The 16,366-nt window shown below is 42.4% G+C and carries 24 protein-coding genes, 1 tRNA gene and 1 pseudogene; 2 read left to right on the forward strand and 24 right to left on the reverse strand.

Annotation, left to right across the window (positions count from 1 at the left end; all coding sequences use genetic code 11):
• Window positions 1–94: 94 nt before the first annotated feature.
• The 21 genes from C9J12_RS11645 to C9J12_RS11730 form a co-directional block, all read right to left on the reverse strand.
• Window positions 95–316, reverse strand: a complete 222-nt coding sequence (locus C9J12_RS11645) for a hypothetical protein (RefSeq protein ID WP_107242872.1) — start codon at window positions 314–316, stop codon at window positions 95–97.
• A gap of 88 nt (window positions 317–404) precedes the next feature.
• On the reverse strand, window positions 405–959 hold the full coding sequence (locus C9J12_RS11650) for a virion protein (protein ID WP_193944659.1): 555 nt from the start codon (window positions 957–959) through the stop codon (window positions 405–407).
• Window positions 959–2,059, reverse strand: coding sequence for a hypothetical protein (locus tag C9J12_RS11655; RefSeq protein ID WP_107242873.1), 1,101 nt, complete (start codon window positions 2,057–2,059; stop codon window positions 959–961). The genes C9J12_RS11650 and C9J12_RS11655 overlap by 1 nt, the downstream gene beginning before the upstream one ends.
• Window positions 2,056–2,760 carry a hypothetical protein gene (locus tag C9J12_RS11660; protein WP_107242874.1) on the reverse strand — a complete coding sequence of 235 codons (705 nt, stop codon included), beginning with the start codon at window positions 2,758–2,760 and terminating at the stop codon, window positions 2,056–2,058. Before C9J12_RS11660 ends, C9J12_RS11655 begins: the two co-directional genes overlap by 4 nt.
• Window positions 2,760–3,272 carry a chemotaxis protein gene (locus tag C9J12_RS11665; RefSeq protein ID WP_107242875.1) on the reverse strand — a complete coding sequence of 171 codons (513 nt, stop codon included), beginning with the start codon at window positions 3,270–3,272 and terminating at the stop codon, window positions 2,760–2,762. The genes C9J12_RS11660 and C9J12_RS11665 overlap by 1 nt, the downstream gene beginning before the upstream one ends.
• Complete coding sequence (locus tag C9J12_RS11670; protein ID WP_107242876.1) at window positions 3,272–3,682, reverse strand: hypothetical protein; 411 nt, start codon at window positions 3,680–3,682, stop codon at window positions 3,272–3,274. The genes C9J12_RS11665 and C9J12_RS11670 overlap by 1 nt, the downstream gene beginning before the upstream one ends.
• Complete coding sequence (locus C9J12_RS11675) at window positions 3,682–3,891, reverse strand: hypothetical protein (RefSeq protein ID WP_107242877.1); 210 nt, start codon at window positions 3,889–3,891, stop codon at window positions 3,682–3,684. The genes C9J12_RS11670 and C9J12_RS11675 overlap by 1 nt, the downstream gene beginning before the upstream one ends.
• Window positions 3,888–4,037, reverse strand: a complete 150-nt coding sequence (locus C9J12_RS30675) for a hypothetical protein (protein WP_170111765.1) — start codon at window positions 4,035–4,037, stop codon at window positions 3,888–3,890. The genes C9J12_RS11675 and C9J12_RS30675 overlap by 4 nt, the downstream gene beginning before the upstream one ends.
• Window positions 4,038–4,310, reverse strand: a complete 273-nt coding sequence (locus C9J12_RS11680; RefSeq protein ID WP_107242878.1) for a hypothetical protein — start codon at window positions 4,308–4,310, stop codon at window positions 4,038–4,040. It lies immediately after the preceding gene.
• Window positions 4,311–4,319: 9 nt separating this feature from the next.
• Complete coding sequence (locus tag C9J12_RS11685) at window positions 4,320–5,153, reverse strand: major capsid protein P2 (RefSeq protein WP_107242879.1); 834 nt, start codon at window positions 5,151–5,153, stop codon at window positions 4,320–4,322.
• 419 nt (window positions 5,154–5,572) lie between these two features.
• A complete protein-coding gene (locus C9J12_RS11690) occupies window positions 5,573–7,300 on the reverse strand; it encodes a hypothetical protein (protein ID WP_146150084.1) in 1,728 nt (575 codons plus the stop codon).
• A gap of 269 nt (window positions 7,301–7,569) precedes the next feature.
• A complete protein-coding gene (locus C9J12_RS11695) occupies window positions 7,570–8,172 on the reverse strand; it encodes an ATPase (protein WP_107243014.1) in 603 nt (200 codons plus the stop codon).
• A gap of 59 nt (window positions 8,173–8,231) precedes the next feature.
• Window positions 8,232–8,705 (reverse strand): hypothetical protein, encoded by a 474-nt coding sequence (locus C9J12_RS11700; RefSeq protein ID WP_107242881.1) that lies wholly within the window; start codon window positions 8,703–8,705, stop codon window positions 8,232–8,234.
• A gap of 24 nt (window positions 8,706–8,729) precedes the next feature.
• Window positions 8,730–9,221 (reverse strand): hypothetical protein, encoded by a 492-nt coding sequence (locus C9J12_RS11705; RefSeq protein ID WP_107242882.1) that lies wholly within the window; start codon window positions 9,219–9,221, stop codon window positions 8,730–8,732.
• Window positions 9,221–9,391 (reverse strand): hypothetical protein, encoded by a 171-nt coding sequence (locus tag C9J12_RS30680; protein WP_006231930.1) that lies wholly within the window; start codon window positions 9,389–9,391, stop codon window positions 9,221–9,223. Before C9J12_RS30680 ends, C9J12_RS11705 begins: the two co-directional genes overlap by 1 nt.
• Before the next feature lie 15 nt (window positions 9,392–9,406).
• Window positions 9,407–11,110, reverse strand: a complete 1,704-nt coding sequence (locus tag C9J12_RS11710; RefSeq protein ID WP_107242883.1) for a rolling circle replication-associated protein — start codon at window positions 11,108–11,110, stop codon at window positions 9,407–9,409.
• A complete protein-coding gene (locus tag C9J12_RS30685) occupies window positions 11,097–11,264 on the reverse strand; it encodes a hypothetical protein (protein ID WP_170111766.1) in 168 nt (55 codons plus the stop codon). Before C9J12_RS30685 ends, C9J12_RS11710 begins: the two co-directional genes overlap by 14 nt.
• Window positions 11,264–11,746 carry a hypothetical protein gene (locus C9J12_RS11715; protein WP_227876335.1) on the reverse strand — a complete coding sequence of 161 codons (483 nt, stop codon included), beginning with the start codon at window positions 11,744–11,746 and terminating at the stop codon, window positions 11,264–11,266. Before C9J12_RS11715 ends, C9J12_RS30685 begins: the two co-directional genes overlap by 1 nt.
• A complete protein-coding gene (locus C9J12_RS11720; RefSeq protein ID WP_107242884.1) occupies window positions 11,743–11,973 on the reverse strand; it encodes a DUF3850 domain-containing protein in 231 nt (76 codons plus the stop codon). Before C9J12_RS11720 ends, C9J12_RS11715 begins: the two co-directional genes overlap by 4 nt.
• Window positions 11,970–12,248, reverse strand: coding sequence for a hypothetical protein (locus C9J12_RS11725; protein WP_107242885.1), 279 nt, complete (start codon window positions 12,246–12,248; stop codon window positions 11,970–11,972). Before C9J12_RS11725 ends, C9J12_RS11720 begins: the two co-directional genes overlap by 4 nt.
• Window positions 12,245–12,463: a hypothetical protein gene (locus C9J12_RS11730; protein ID WP_107242886.1), complete on the reverse strand. Its 219-nt coding sequence runs from the start codon at window positions 12,461–12,463 to the stop codon at window positions 12,245–12,247. Before C9J12_RS11730 ends, C9J12_RS11725 begins: the two co-directional genes overlap by 4 nt.
• A gap of 144 nt (window positions 12,464–12,607) precedes the next feature.
• Here C9J12_RS11730 and C9J12_RS11735 point away from each other — a divergent pair, with 144 nt between their 5' ends.
• A complete protein-coding gene (locus C9J12_RS11735; protein ID WP_107242887.1) occupies window positions 12,608–12,871 on the forward strand; it encodes a transcriptional regulator in 264 nt (87 codons plus the stop codon).
• Window positions 12,872–13,024: 153 nt separating this feature from the next.
• Window positions 13,025–14,340, forward strand: a pseudogene (locus C9J12_RS11740) (ISNCY family transposase).
• A 139-nt stretch (window positions 14,341–14,479) separates the two neighbouring features.
• On the opposite strand, the gene C9J12_RS11745 reads toward C9J12_RS11740, so the two are convergent.
• The 3 genes from C9J12_RS11745 to C9J12_RS11755 all read right to left on the reverse strand — a co-directional run bounded on the left by C9J12_RS11745 (window position 14,480) and on the right by C9J12_RS11755 (window position 16,129).
• Window positions 14,480–14,559 (reverse strand) — tRNA-OTHER (locus C9J12_RS11745).
• Between the two features lie 221 nt (window positions 14,560–14,780).
• Window positions 14,781–15,536 carry a hypothetical protein gene (locus tag C9J12_RS11750; RefSeq protein ID WP_107242888.1) on the reverse strand — a complete coding sequence of 252 codons (756 nt, stop codon included), beginning with the start codon at window positions 15,534–15,536 and terminating at the stop codon, window positions 14,781–14,783.
• 11 nt (window positions 15,537–15,547) lie between these two features.
• Window positions 15,548–16,129, reverse strand: a complete 582-nt coding sequence (locus C9J12_RS11755) for a pesticin C-terminus-like muramidase (protein WP_227876336.1) — start codon at window positions 16,127–16,129, stop codon at window positions 15,548–15,550.
• Window positions 16,130–16,366: the final 237 nt, after the last annotated feature.

The raw sequence follows: 16,366 nt of genomic DNA on the forward strand, positions 1-16,366 counted from the left end.
AAGTCGATCGCTCAATAACATTTTTAACCAAAGTGATCGGCATCGATGTTATTAGGTGATCGCCATGAATGGTATTGGCTGATCGGCATCAGTGTTATTGAGCGATCGGGATGGATGAAAATATGCACTCTTTTCTGAATGTATCCCATAAGCCAATTAGCATGGCGGCAACGGCTGGAATTGCACCAGAAACTTGAATACCTGATTCACCGATAGTCACATCGGCTAGTTCGGTGTTGCCCGTTAAAATACCAGTGGCAACGCTGGCGATAAGTACCAAACCTGTTTGGGTGCTTTTTTGTTTAAAGTCGATCATAACCATCCTTTTTTGCGTAGAAACTTTAAGGTGTACGCGCCAATCACGACACCAACAACACTGATACCAATGCTTTTTACGGTTGGATTCATGCCAGTTTTACCCCTGCTAATACCGTGTTGATTGGGTAGCTCTGCCCGACTTCCATTTTTGCCATCGCTTTGATTATGTTCGCCGCGACATGATCATTGCTGACATCAATCGGTGCATGCTTGCTGATACCCATCCATTCGCTGACCATGTTTGCGTAGTGGTCAGTTTCGTTTTCATGGCTTGGCGCAAAGGTATGCACGATGCTGTGAATGGTATTGATACCGCGTCGTTGGTAGCTGCGCAGTACACGAGCGCCCGCTCTAAAGCCGTACTTATTATCAGAGAAAATACAAAATCGCCCGTCTGTACCTTGTTGGCCTAGCCAGTTATTACGCTTGTTGTATTCGATGTTGAGCGGGTTTTTGTTACGGATACCGCGAACCGTTGAACCTGTTGTCATATCGTTAAGCGTCCCTGAATTATCGAGTAAATCTGACCACCAAAAATTATTAATCGGACTGCTATTGCCACCCTGATTGGTGGCAATGCTTTTCTGTCTTAGCCATATAAACAGCCCACAAAGGACGGTTAAACCCAAGACCCCACGCATTAATAAAACCCAATACCAAACGGCATGACGGAATATTGAACCCTCAGCATTTGATAAACCTGATTACTGCCATTAATCACGCGGGAATTGAACTCAGTTTCGCTGTAATTCACTGTGATTGAATCCGGTGTTAACTCAGTAATGACTGCTGAATCAATCATTTGGTGATTGATTGCTATGTGGTGTGCAGGATTAAAACACATAGGGAAGTGACGATTCAGATTCCACTTAACAGTGTTTACACCGACAATTTCGGCACTGGTTGATGTAATGTTTTTCCACGCCATATAATCAGCGTAAGCGGTTGAATTATGTGAGTCCAAGAACTGAGCGGGATTGTCACCAAACTGATCAACATGCCACAATTTGGAATCATACACATAGCCACTACTGCCATTTTCAATCTTGACGTAAAACGCCATCATGCCCGCATCAGGGCTTCGTAAACATGTGATTTCTTTGGTATCAATGCTTACGGGCTGAAATGGATCATTACCTGCAAATGTGTATGTAGTTTCACCTTCAAAACGACTCGCTTGTAACTTGTCACTATTTGAATAAAGTCGCGCAATACCAACCGTCACTACCGTTCCCGCAGTCGCAGCTAATGTAATTCGTCCTTTTAATTTTGAATGATTCTTACCGTTATGCGGAACGGTAAGCACTTGGTAAAAAGTAAACTCCTTACCAAAAAAATTCAGACAATTACTATTATCAGGAATACCAGCAGTACCACTTAACGGGCTGCGAGTTGGTGAAAATGGTTTAAACTCGGTATTACCGTCATAGGTTTGCGGCACTTCCACCGCCCAATGGCTGGCAATCGCCATAGAACTGCGCCCGTTATACGTTGTTTTCATAGCATCAGGTGTAACACCAGACTTTGAACGCAAGAAAATACCTTGTTGCTGCATATCGGCATTTTCATTGAAACCCGCGTTCTTTAATAAATTAACGGCGGCTGGCTGTGAGCCAGAACTTAAACCATTAATCAGTGCGTAAAGGTCAGCCGCGGTTTTCTCAAACTCATCAGCAAGAAACTCTACTTTGTTGCGTGGGTCGCCAACGGGTAAACGCTGGCTTAATGTTTTCTCTGTCATCGAATCACCTCAATGATTTCTATTGTGTCGTCGTCTGTACCTGAAAAGCTCAAACCGCCAAAGCTGTCTATGCGCTGCTTTTCCCCCGCTGATAATGTGAAGCCATTGCCAATGGTGACAACGCCCACATTGGTTACGCTGGCTTTTAGCAAAACGTGACAACGTAATGAATTAGCTGCTAATACCGCCAACCCGCTGGCGATAGTCAAAACTTGGCTGTCGATGGATGCACCGCCAACGGGTTTAGTTAATACAGGGTTAGTGGCATAGATATTTACTCTTTGCCCTGTTTCCAGTTGCACTTTGGGTAGCTGTGAAATCGCCAGTTGTTGATTCTCAGCCAATACCATTTCTGGCAAGGTTGAAATAGCAACCTGTTGATTTTCAGCCAGTTGCATTGCGGGTAATTCGGATACTTGAACGGGCGGCATTTGTGACACGGTCACTGATTTACCGTCTATTGGGGGTACGTATCGCCCAAAGCCATACAGGATTTCAACGTTGCCCGCTTCACCCAAGTTCTCAATGGTGACTAACCCGCTAAGGTTGTCATCAATGATTTGAGCGCCTTGCTGTAATCGGTATTCACCGCGCTCTGTTTGCAGTAAAACCTTATCGTTACAGGCTTCGACATACAGAAATTCACCCATAATCTGAAATTGGTTACGTTGGCGCGGTTGCATTAATTGTTTAAAGCTCATTACTTCTTACCCCGCATCACAAAGGCCACAACCAATAAGAACGCGATCACTGAAACAACAATGGTCATCTGTTTAGAGGTTGCCACTTGCCCGCCGTCGATTTTCATTTCTGCCAGCTCTTTGAGGGTTTCAAGGTTGTCGGTATTTTGCTTGGCTTGATTACCCGCTAGCCCTGCCACGTACTGCAAGTTTTCACTGTGTGAATTGCTCACCAGTTTGGTGGTATCACGACTGAGTGCGATTGCATCACTGGCAATGTCTTTATTCGCATCAATGGCATCGCTGCCTAGATTGGCTGCAATCCCCAATGCTTTTACGTTGCTGGTTAAGGCTAATTCCCCTAACTCTGCGGCGCGTTCCATTGCGCCGTGGTCTGTCATGGTGACATCAATGTTTGAGTCATTAACGCCCGAAATGGTGACACCTAAATTGTCACCTTGAATGGCATTTTGACCACTTACATTGGTGCTGGTTGTGGTGTTCTTACTGGAGCTACTGCCGCCGCCACCCATTACGAACCCTCCAAACTGAGTGACAACACGGTGTCATGTGTCGTCGTGTCTAAAATAGAAAAACCAAAGCGTTGTAAAATACGTGTCATGCCTTGGCGCACTGTGTGGTACTTAATCGAGCGGTAGCCTTGTGATTTGACGGCCTCAATGATGGTTGGTGCGGCATGTATCAGCCCGCACCCTGTCATGGCTAGAATCAGGTAGTCATTCTCTGGCGTTACCATCCCCACAAACCGAACCGACACGCCTTTGCTTGTTAAGTGGTACAAGCTGGCGTGTTTGTTTTTCACTGCATCACAACAAAACTCAAATTCTGTTTTAGCGTTCTGGACGCGATCAAACGCTGGACGCAATAACAAGAATTGGCTGTTAATATCGGCGCGGTTCGGTCGCATCAGTTGTAAGCGCATTAGCCCACCTTTTTCACTAAGAACCAGACCGCCATCAAGGCCAATAAGACAGGAAGCCAATTGGATAACGAATTACCGCCACCCATGTTGATAGCACCCACCTTGAAACCCATGTTGGATTCAGACGTTGCGGTTGATGGTCCTGCCGCACCACCGCCCGCACTGATTGGCATTGAACCGCCTGCCGATGCTCCGAGACCGGGGATCATTTCATCACCCCCATGATGTTGGCTAACCAAAGCCCCATTACGACAAAAATCAAGATCTTAAACGTTCGGGAAAACGCTTCACCGCTAAACAACCCGCCCGCAAAACCGATACTGCCCGCGAATAACGGCCAAAATAGTAATGGCATTTATTTACCTCGCATCATTAGCATCATGAACATCATCAAAAGCACGACACCGCCACCAATCATCAACATGTTGTTGTTGATTGGCGCGTACGCTATCGGTTGCCCCGTTGGCTGTTGGGCTTGCTCTTGTTTTGGGCGGTTTTCTTCGGGTGCGGCTGATGCTACTTTTTCGGCTTCACTATCAAACCAAGCATTAACCAGACTTTCACCGCCCGTGAAAATAGAGTCGGTAATTCCGCTGAGGCTTTCGCCCCAGCTATCCATTAAACTCATGGCGTCCCCTTATGCCGCGTTCGGCAATGGCTTGACCTGTTCAACCGCTTCAACAATCACCGGAATACTGCCAACTTCGTTTTTATCCAGCTCGAAACACAATTGGCTACGCGCGGCAGTGTTTAACATGCCATCGGCGCCAAAACCGTAACGGATAAAGTCGAGGCTAAACCAACCGACGGTTTGCTCTTTCTTTGATTGAGCAAGATCGTAAGCGTTGTCATCTTTGGTGATGTTCATTTCTTCGTAGGTATCACGAATGACACGAACACGTTGAATGGAATCATCTTTGAAGTGGATACGTTTGAGGTTTAACCCTGCGCTACGCTCTGAAAAGTCGAAAGGCGTTCGACCCGATGCCGCAGCAAACCAAGTCAGTTCATACAAACGCGGCATGTAGTAGCGTTCGGCCTGTGCTGGCAGAACGTGGGCGCGAGCACGCATTGTCGGCACTTTTGCAGACGCGTCTTTGGCTTTCAGTGTGATGTGAATAAACCAGATTTCACCCGCTAAGGTAACGAGGTCTGTTTGACGAACACCAATCTTGGTACGTAGCGTCGCATCACCAAATGAAATGGTATAGCGACCCGCTTGGGCGTAATTTTTACGGTGGGCTTGCAGTGCAACCAGTGTTTCACCTGAGATACTGTATTTAGCCGAACCATTCAAAGACACTTCAACACGTTCAATGTCTTTAGGATCGGTAATGTCAGTCACTAATTCGATACTGTGATAAGTCGGACCCGACACCATACGCAGTGAAGCGCGGTTTCCCCAACCCACACCTTCAATCGGGTCAAGTTCTTTAGGGCGTGGTGCGAAGTTTGTGCTTAACAATTCCATGCTTGCCCCTTAACCGATTTGGTCTTCAATAGCATCAACATTATTTGATGCCCAGACAACGCCAGCCGCGACAAGCAGTGCAATCACAGCTGTGACCACATACCCTTTAGTTTTTGCATTCATGTTTATTAGCTCTCTGTATAAACGTGGTTAAGAGCCAATAGGAAAACAGGTGATTCGGTTTTAAGGCAAACAAAAAAGGACTACTAAGGCTATAGGTTAAATAGTTAGGTTGAGTCTAAGCTTTGTCCCTATTGCATGTTAGCGCTGAAATCATTCACAGTTTATTAATGTTAATTCATTTTCGAATCTCGGATTTCTGTACGAAACACAAAAAATGCCTGCTCTAGGCAGACATTTTGTCATGGTGTATAAAAGATAATATAATTAGTACTGGCATGTTTTCGACTATATTATTACTATGCCTTCATCAATAATTCAGTACTTTTTTTAATTGGAATACTTAAGCAAATACCAACCTCACCAGAAGAAGCCTCATCAACATCAACTCCATCGAGCTGGATTGAATCAACAACTAAATTTGATAGCCCCCCATCTTTCCTTGCAATAAGAGTAGTTCCTTTTGTTATTGTGCAGTTCCCAGATAAGTTTAAAATTGCTACTGTACCATTTTTGAATATTTCACTTGGTGTTCCAATGAGTATTAAATCCTTTGGTTCAAGTGAAACCAAACCAAATTCATATAAGCTATTCCGAACATCACACTTAGATAAAACCCCTTTTTCAATCATAAAATAGGCTTGATATAAATCATAAGTAGTTAATAAACCTCTTTTTTCTCGAACTGAGTCTTTAAGTTGATTTTCTGTGAATGGTGGATTAGTTCTACTCTTAGGCGCCATATAGCGTTGGTGGTTTACAATATACAAACCAAAAACATCAAACTTCCCACGTTCCTCAGCTCTCCTATATTTAATTTTACTTATTTGAGAGCATGCTTTATCAGTTGAAGTGCCGCCTATACCTTTTATTTCTATAACAAGAAGGCCTTTATCTGTTTCAATTTGTAAATCTTCTTCAAACACATCAATTACTTGCTCATCCATATCAATTACAGATTCAAAACCAAGCCAAATCATATACTTTTGTATAGCTTTGACTAATTCATCGCCACTTTGAGATATGAGATCATGTAAGAAATTATATTCTACTCTTGTATTATCTATACTCTCTTTGATACTTTGTAAATTATTTTCAAATTCAAATTCAAGTTCAGCCTTCTTCTGTAATAATCCTTCTTCACCTGGCAATAAATACTCACCATTAGATAACCATCCAAATTGACCATGATAAGGAAATAAATCAGGAAACATATCGGGAAGGACGGAATTTAATAACTCTGAAGTAAATGACTCCTTATTTTCAAAGTCAGGAAAAACAAAAACAGAGCCTTCATTATAAGTATGAAAATAGCTAACAACTTCACCTTGGTCATTTTCCAGTAGAGGGATAAAACTATTATCTAACTCTGTTTTTTGTTTGAACCATTTTTTAGGGTGAATAAATGTTGTTCCATATGAAACTTTATCTAAATGCTTCTCAAGTAAAGAGGATAACTTATTATTAGAAGATATTTTAACTCTTTTTCCGGTTCTAGATTTTATTTGAGGCAAACCAGAATAAAAGTTCAAATTAGAATAGTTCATACTATCGGAAATTTTTGTTTGATATGAGTCAATTTCAACGATGTCATAATGAGCATTAACTTCAGTAGAACAAAAAACTATTACAATAGAACTTTTTGTAAGTAGCTCTGAGATTTCACCTGATATTATATTTATTGAAAATGGACGAGGGTCAAAAATATCCTGAGGGTATTGGCTTAATAATGCTACAGCCTTTTTAGCTTGAAGGGATTTAATGGTATGTTTATTCTGATCATACTTTTCTTCTTTTCCCTTTGTCATATCAAAGATAACAATATCAAACTCATGCAAGTTACTAGGTGACTCATAATTAAGGTTCAACAACTTTTGATCATTTCGATTTTTATTTAAAACCTTAATTGTAGAGCCAGTAGTCCCCTCTTGAATGTTGAACTTTGATTTAACCAAACTTTCTTTAACATCATCACTAATATCAAAAGCACAGACCATTGGTCTTGCGTGTATACCTGAATTTTCCATATTATAAATCACTTAATATTCATATTTACTTAAATAAGTAACATTAAAAGAGCATCATCGGTGTATATATCACTATGCTACCAGACACTTACAGTTGGAGATTGAAAATTTTATACACTAATTGCTTATTATTGCAAATCAGAGAGTTAGCTCACAAAAATCACTATTTACTACATTAGAAGTCCATAGGGATAATTAGCCACTGAATGTTCTAAGTAAACTTAAAATGGAATTAGCGGTAAATTAAATAATTCGAATGCTTTCCATTATTACCAACGAATCACTCCTTTCTTCCACGCCTTACCATTCTGCAGAATGTACTCAAGTTTAACTAAAGGAATAACTTCACTCGCAGGTATCCCCGTTTTACGCTGGATGTAATGTGCACTGTCATCGGCTTTTTGCATCATTACACACGCATACTGACAGTTATCAATGATGGTTTTTGATACTTCCTGACCACGTTGAAACATGTTGATGGTGTGAATGTTGTACTTTCTACCTAACCGTAACAGCTTGCCATGATAGCCCGTTGCTTTACCCGTGGTGTGGCTATGCTCTGCCACTTCCTCACAAATCACCTTTATTGGTTTGGCATGTTTACCATCACCGACACCCCATGCAATAGAGCAGAATCGGTCAAAATCTTCTTCGGTGGTTTCTCGTTTCGGGTAATACGCAATCTTAAACCCTTGCTTGGTTTTACGCCCCGCAATAACGGCGATCGCAAAATCACGAAGGTTGGAATAGCTGCGAACGACACGCCCCGCGAGTTTGCCTTGGTAATCGTTAAGAGGGTCAAAAATCACCACTTGGTCGGTTGCCTTAACAAACAGCTTTTTGGCTGCGGAGGTTTTCCCGCAGCCAGACATGCCAACCGCATACGCATGATGATTATCTAGCGTATTGTTTTGGTTAACGGGTTGGAGTTTCAAGCCGCCTCCTTGTCATTATTATCGTCATTCGCTGCCTTCTTCGATTTAACATCTTCTAGCTTTAATTTCCTGACTTGCATCATGCTGCTGAACCCTAATAAACCAATCGCAAACAATGCCATGATTTCGTCCATATACGGTTCTAACCATGGAGGTGGCTTACCGCCGTATTTCACGATCAAAGGTGCAACCTTATAGGCTACGTTTTCGGCTTGGTCGGCATCAAATTTAAAGTCTTTGTGTACTGCCATTTTAAGTGTTGATTCAGTTGCCATTAACCCCATAAACACGATGCCAGCCGCCGCTTCAATAGACATGGCTTCTGGTTCATCTTTCGGTTTAACGTCGGTTTGAGTGGGGTCAAAATCAACATCATCATTAAAGCTATTGGCAAAGCGTTTCTCATCATCTTCTGAATGATGTTCAATTTGTTCGGCTTCTTCTGGCTTGATTGGCTCTTCGAGTTCCATGCTGTTTCCTATAGGTTTGTTGGGTTAGTTGAATTTAACGATTGCACCACCAGTGAGCCCGCCAAGTACAATACCGCCAAGCACAGCACCCCAACCAATACGTTTTTTTTGCGGTTCGTTTTCGGTTTGATTATCGGTTGTGGTTCGGTTGCTGGTTTGCTCTGCAAGGCAGGTAGTTGCTGGCTTGGCTGGTTTAATGATTGGGCTTTTATTGCCTTCGCTTTCACCGCTTGTTTCTGTTGATGCTGGCGATGCTTCTTTAATGATGCTGGATTCTTCGGGTTGCGCTTGCTCACTGGTGATTAACTCCGCTTTAGTCACATAGAATTGATTGAATACACGTTGAACTGGATCACCGGTACGTTGGTCGGTGCCGCAGGTATCGCAAATCGAATACAAGAATTTAGAACGCTTGCCGCGAGAACGGTGCAAGGTACGCACATCACCACATTCACAGCGTTGACCGCCAGCGGTCGGATTGACTGAGGCGCGTGTTGGCCATCCGTTGTTATCCATTAAAAATGCCCTCCACCACGTTGCTCTAATTCAGCCAGTTTCTGGTTAACGCCATTCATCCAAACCAATACCAAACGTAATGGCGCGATCAGCTTTGAGGCGAACATATTGCCTTTGGCTTTTTGCACTTCTTTATCCAGTTCTACTGTGATTCCTTTCAATTCATCCATGGTTTACGGTTTCCTCTATGCAGCTAATGCGTGGGTTTCATACTGTTCGCGGATTAGCATTGATTTGGCTAATTCCGCTTCGTTATCGGTTTCATTTGGTACTAATGGATCGCTTAGAACGCTTTGCCAGTAAGCGCGTTTTTCTTTGAATCGTTCGTATTTGTTGGCGTATTCAATACGGGCTAACTGTTTGGCTTCATTGACGGTTTGGCGGTAGGTATCATCATCAGATTTAGATTCCATTGACCAACCACGTGCACCCGCCGCCCAAAGCAGAAAATCAAAGGCTTTTTCTTCGGCTTGTTCGCCATCGAATGACGCGCAATAGCTATTTTTTGTCGTGGCATACACACCACGACTTTTGAGTTGGTCACGACTTGCCCGCATTTGGTGTTCAATTTTCGCCAGCCTTGCACTTAACCGTTGTTGTATCTCTTTTGGTTTCTTGGCTTGTTTCGCTATCGCTTTTGCCTTGATGGTTTGGTCATGCTGCTTTTGAAGGCGGCGAATATAGCGGTCAATTGGCTTACGCCATTGTTCTAGCTTGTAACCTAGTTCTTTGATGATCGCCGCCATGTTGCCTGCTTCAAAACTGGCTAAACAATCCCAACCTGGAGCGCGACTGCAACGGGCGATGTTATAGCGATTGCCTTTGATTAAACCTTGGTTAGCATTGCCTCCTTTGGCGGCATACCCCACGGCTTTTATGATGTAAGAGCCAGCAGCTTGGGTATGTCTAATTTTTTCTAGCTTGGCGAACCCATGCCCCCAAATGTTTTCGATGCGTGATGCCCACGCCTCAAAATATTCACGTTCAACTGTCCATTGCAGCAAGATATGCACGTGGGGATTCGGTTCACCATCATCATTGGCAGGACATTCCGCCACCCAAATGTAGTGAAAGGGTTTTTCTATCGGCTCTAATTCAAACGGTTCGTTATCGGTATCAATGCCATGCCAACCGCGTTGGTACATCTTTTTGATGCCATCCAGAAAACGGGATACCTCTTTGCCAATGGTGGTTTCGCCAGAAAAGATTTTTTCACGCTGTTCGGGTGAAAATGTCGGGGTTAGAAAGGTGGTAAAGCCATCATGGCAAGCTGCGACATACGCACCCGACTCGAAAATCTTGGTCACGGCGCGTTGGGTCAGTTTTTCAGTGTAGCGTTCACCCGATTGTGCCTCAGGTGCGGCACTTGGTCGGGTTTGGGTGTGGTGCAAAACGCGATATTGATTTGACCAATCACGATTCATCAATCTAACTGTGGATAACGGCTTGGTTTCATTGGTCTCTGCTAGCTCGTACAAGGTGTCATGATTGTAGAAAGCCTCAGTGCTGGATAGCACCGTGTCACCGCGCTGTAGCTTGCGTTCTTGTCTCAGAATACGGTCTAACGCGGCTTGTTGTGGGTGTGTCGGACTTTTGCGCCCTTGGACAAGCCTATTGTTTTCGTCACTTCGTGCCGCCGCTTCGCGGAGATGTTTAGCGTTATAGTTAGGCAAAGAAGCAGCATACGCTTTTTGTTTATTGGCAATAAAATCAGTATCTCGGTTAACGCGATTTAAATCCCAAAACTGTTGCGGTGTTACTTCTTGAGGTCGTGGACCACAAAAATTGAATCCTAAAAAACCGCTCTCGAAGGCGGCTTGATTGCTTTTAGTAATATCGGCTGGCTGAACAGCGCCAGCCACATAGAGAACATCGTTAGGTGGCAACATTAGCAATCACCTCCGTTAATTCCTTTCGAGTCTCTTGGATATCGGCCATAAATTGAATGGCGGTGCGACGTTCGCCCGCCAATCGATAACTCCGCGCCAGCGCAATGCTGGCACGAATGTCATTTTTCAATAGTTGGTAAAGGGTACTGTTCATTACAAGCCGCCCATAACATCAACGGCGTTAGCAAAAGCCTGATAGATGCGACGAAACTCAGCTGCATCATTCAAGAAAAACGCGACATCTTCATGATCGCCATTAAGACGATTTTGACGCGCAATCATTAGAGAACGCTTACATTCACGATAAGCATGGTCAGCCATGTACTGTGCGGTGATTGATTTATCTACTGGGATCGCAACTTCGTGCAATGGCATAGAAGAAACCGCCGCCCCCGAAGGGGCTTTAGTCACTTGCTTAGGGATTTGATTGCGAACAGGGACAAGGCACTTACCCCAATATTGAACGGGAGTACCGTCTGCAATTAATGCACTCGCTATATTTGGAGCTAGCTCTAAGGCTTCCTTTTCCAGCTCAAATGGCAGTGGGCTTTCGTCTTTTGGAACGGCAAAGATAATCTGAAGGTTTTCACCATCAGTAATTAAGAGGTACATTGTATTAAAATCAGCAAACATCATAATTTGCCTCCTTCAATCCAATCGAATGAAAAAACGATATAGCCGTCTTGTTGTGCAAAATCAGTGATGTATTTGATTCGAATAACTAAGTAACGATTTCCATCACTAAGATGTATACGGTCTCCGACTTTGAAGTCACGATCATTCTCTCGAATCTCAAAGGTTTTATCTCCATCAAGAATGGCGTTTAAATACTCAGTTCTAATTTTAAGGCTATGCTGTTTCATCGCGCACCACCCAATACTGGTGAAACATGTTCTACTAAACGTCGACTTTCACATTGAAACTCTTTGTCATTCTTAAAAATAGTTAGCCGTAATTTCAGGTCTCGATGAAAACAATCATCTGCCGCCAGTCTTGCTGCAATGGCAACCTTAACAGCGAATCCCCGTCCAAAATCGTCACTTGCATCAAAAGCAGCAGTGGTAATTAGTGCAGGTATGCGCCCCATGCGGACGGCGCCATACATAACCTTGAAATGCTCTTTGGCTGTCATGTTCATAATGCGCCCCCCAATCGAAAAGTGGCGAGATACTGCTTATATTGACTCTTTTCTTGATTACGCTGTGATTGGGTTTTGAAACGAAATTTCTGACGAAGTTGGCGTACGATAGCTAACGAATTTTGAGTCAATTCCGACTTAGGATTTGCGCAGCCAGCCATGTCTGGACATGGACTATGAATGGGGTTGTGATCAATTTGTTCTTTAATATCCATCTGTTACATCCCTATAAGCAGTTGTTTGCATGTGTGCTTATATGATTAACCAACTTTTAGATGTATACAACTCGGCGATGGGTCTAGGAATGATCAAATTGATCGCCTATTATTTAACAATAGAGCTAAACAAACGGCGTAAATATGACTTATACAAATGTATTATTAGATATGTTGAAATCTAGGTATAACCTGACTTCCGAGTACCAACTTGCGAAGAAATTAGGTATCAATGATTCACGTTTGTATAAATGGAGAAAAGAGCTAAACTCTATGGACTGGGATATGGCTTTCCAAGTCGCTGATTTACTTGAAATTAATGATCAAGAAGTCGTTCATGGATTGCTTGATGACAAGTACGAAAACCCCCGCCTTATCAAAGCCTTACGACCAGAAACGACCTCTTAATTTTACACTACCATACTATACATAATGCGCACCGAGGGTGTTAGACCCATTTAGAAGTGTCATGTTTGAGCCAGTTAGAAATGTCATGTTGAACTAACTTCAAAGCACCATTTACTTAATGTGTGCTCTGGAGCCAATGAGATGTTGTTAACTATGACTGATGATGAACTGCTACGAATAAAACTGATCCAAGATATTTGTGATAAACGTATCACTGGCGTCGAGGCTGCTCGTATTCTCAGTTTGAGTAGCCGACAAATTTATCGTTTAGTTAAGCGTTTTATAGCGCTGGGCTCTGGCGGTTTACTGTCACTCAAACGTGGCCGTCCCAGTAATCATCGTCATGATGAGAGATTAAAATTACGGACATTAGCCATCATCCATGAGTACTACATCGATTTTGGGCCCACACTTGCTCATGAGAAATTGGCTGAAGTTCATGACGTTCATATCTCGTTAGAAACTTTGCGCCAATGGATGATTGCCGATGGCCTTTGGGTGCCGCATGCCAAACGCAAGCCGCGGATTTATCAACCTCGTCACCGTCGTGATTGCTTGGGTGATTTGAAGGTCGCAGCAATAAATGCTGCTTGCTGGTATACATCGACGATGCCACCGGTCGTCTAATGAACCTGCGCTTCAGTGAAACGGAATCCGCCTTTGATTATATGGCTGCAACCCGCGAATACATCAATCAACACGGTAAACCGTCGGCCTTTTACAGCGATCGCCATGCAGTATTCCATGTCAGTAAACGTGATGCTCAAACTGAACGACTCACCCAGTTTGGCCGTGTGCTGAACGATTTAAACATTGAACTGATTTGTGCCAACAGCTCACAAGCCAAAGGCCGCGTTGAGCGTGCGAACAAAACGTTACAAGATCGCTTAGTGAAAGAGATGAGATTACAAGGCATTGATACAATTGAACAAGCGAATGTCTGGCTCCCCGACTTTATCGCTGATTTCAACCGACGCTTTGCCAAACCAGCCTGTTACCCCAAAGACATGCACCGTACCGTCAGAGAAACACCTGAAGATTTGGACGATATCTTTGCCTGGCACGAAATACGTAAACTATCGAAATCACTGACTTTTCAGTACGACAAGGTTCTTTACCTTATTGATCCTACAGAAGAAAATAGTCGGCTAACACAAGAGGCTGTGAAAGTGCTGGATTATCCCGATGGGACAATTGCAATCCAATATGGCCATCGAAAATTAGAATTCAAAATATTCGACAAACTGGCTGATGTGGACCAAGGCCAAGTAGTCGATAACAAACGGCTTGGCGCGGTATTGAAATTTGCCCAAGAGAAACAACAAGAGTTCGATCAGCAACACAAACGCAGTCGCAGTAAAAGCGCCCCTAAACGGACAGCCCAACAACGAGCAGTACAGCAGCTGCGGGGAATCAACCCAGTCTTAGCCAGCCCTGAAACGTTCAAACCCAGCACCAAGAAAGGCTGACTTCCCTACTCTACAACCAGTTTAAGAGCAGGATGAACTACCTTGAAAGGAGACATTTTAATCTGGGAACAAAGCAGGACATTTTAAATTGGGATAAACAGACGGTGTTAGAACCATTTAGAAATGAAAAATATGAATTTGGGTCTCCCTGCCGGATTCGAACCAGCATCTAAAGATTCACTTAAGAGTCTATTGTTCTTCCAATTGAACTAAGGGGGAATTATTGATATGTACCAATCCTTTGCTAATTATCATTCATTGAATCAGCCAACAAGAAACATTATATGCACTTATCATCATACTGTATGTGACGTAGAGATGATTTCTGTTGTTTGTCAGTTTTGATTTAAAACGACACTTTATTCCCAGATTGAAATGTCACGTTGAACTAACTTCAAAACACCATTTACTTAATGTTTAGCCGTGTGCTCAATACGTTTCTAATATTCAGAAAGTAGCGACCAACTTCCATCCTTCTCTTTTCTTGAAAGAACAAAAAGCCGTGTTGCACTATAAGTTCCTCCTTCCGTCGCATTAATCACTTGCATTAAAAGATCCTCTATCTGATCGCCATTGGTGTCGCCTTTAGCTAATACCAGCATTGTTTGTGACCCACCATTAATTTTCAGTTCGATCTCGTAATCATTAACTTGAGTAAACCCTATTATAGGTGTTACGTCGTTTATACTTTTCAGTAAGCCGTTAGCTTTGATAGATGACTGTTGGCTTTTTGATGGTATAAACGCCATAGCGACAGGTAATGCACCTATTGCTCTTTTATCCAAGCTCCCAGTTAAGTACGAGATATTAGATGGAGCCATATCAACGGCAATAGTAATAGCCCTACATTGCATTAATGCATTCAGGTAAGGCGTATGATGCGAAGGTTCTACTGGCTCGAAATTGTCATTCTGGGCTGCTAAAATTGAGCTGCAATTACCCACTTCTCGTGTTTTTTTACCTGAAATTTGTTTTACAGCGACCGTCATGCTCCAAGGTATGCTCAGTTCGTCTTCTAAATTATCTACAACACTTGCATCTACCATATAAGCAACCATCGTAAGCGCTGGATTGATAAATACAGGAATATTCATTGTATTTTCCGTTAATGATTTTTTTCTATCAGAACATCCACTGACGAGAATCAGAGCCGAAATACCTATTATTAAAAACAATGAAGGATTAATCTTTTTCACTACATAGATCCTTAAAGCTTAGTTGATTTTGCAGCTTTATTCAGCAACTCTTTTACGTATTTGTTCCGTGCCAGTGCTATATCTAAACGGTTAGATTCATTTGCTGCTTTATTCCAATCTTTAGCTTTAATACTTTTATTGAAATTTGGAAAACCATTCCTAAGTTTTGTCATGCCTAGATTAAAAATCATATCAAACAATGCCAATTTCACCTCAGATGGAAACTGTGTAAATTCTACTGCACCATATAATCGTTTAAGTTCACTTTCAAAGTCGTCTATATGCTTATTAGTGATTTTATCAATAGTTGAAGGCGTAAGTTTAAGTTTGGTGCGATTTTTATAAATTGAAGCAAATAAACCTGCTGGAGAGTTTTTAACAGATTCAAAGTCGATCTTGATCTCTTCTTTTGTTGATTTTTTGTTTGTTGTTTGATGGATAAAGTCTAGCGCTTGCGCAGCTGTAAGATCTTTTATTAAATGGCCAACCCCCACGGTAATAAACCCTTTGGTATCTTTATACATATGCTCAATTCTACCTTCGTATTTTTCAAGATTTTTACGAAGAATTTGTTTTTCCATGGCAGTTAACATTACGTGTTTCCTTTTATCTATTTTCTTGACGACGTAATATGCAGAACGGATCATCAGGTAGATTTTTAATCGAGCTTTCCATGCAAATAGCCGTGCTAAGTTTTCAGTGACGGTACTATAATCACAATTTCAGTTATAGATGGTTGTTAACATTAAATTTTTAGGGTGATGATACAGATCAGCTTTATAATAAATATATTACTTACTGCTACGTGTTGATGTGAATCGAAAAAGATC

The sequence above is a fragment of the Photobacterium frigidiphilum genome, from assembly GCF_003025615.1.
Lineage (GTDB): Bacteria > Pseudomonadota > Gammaproteobacteria > Enterobacterales > Vibrionaceae > Photobacterium > Photobacterium frigidiphilum.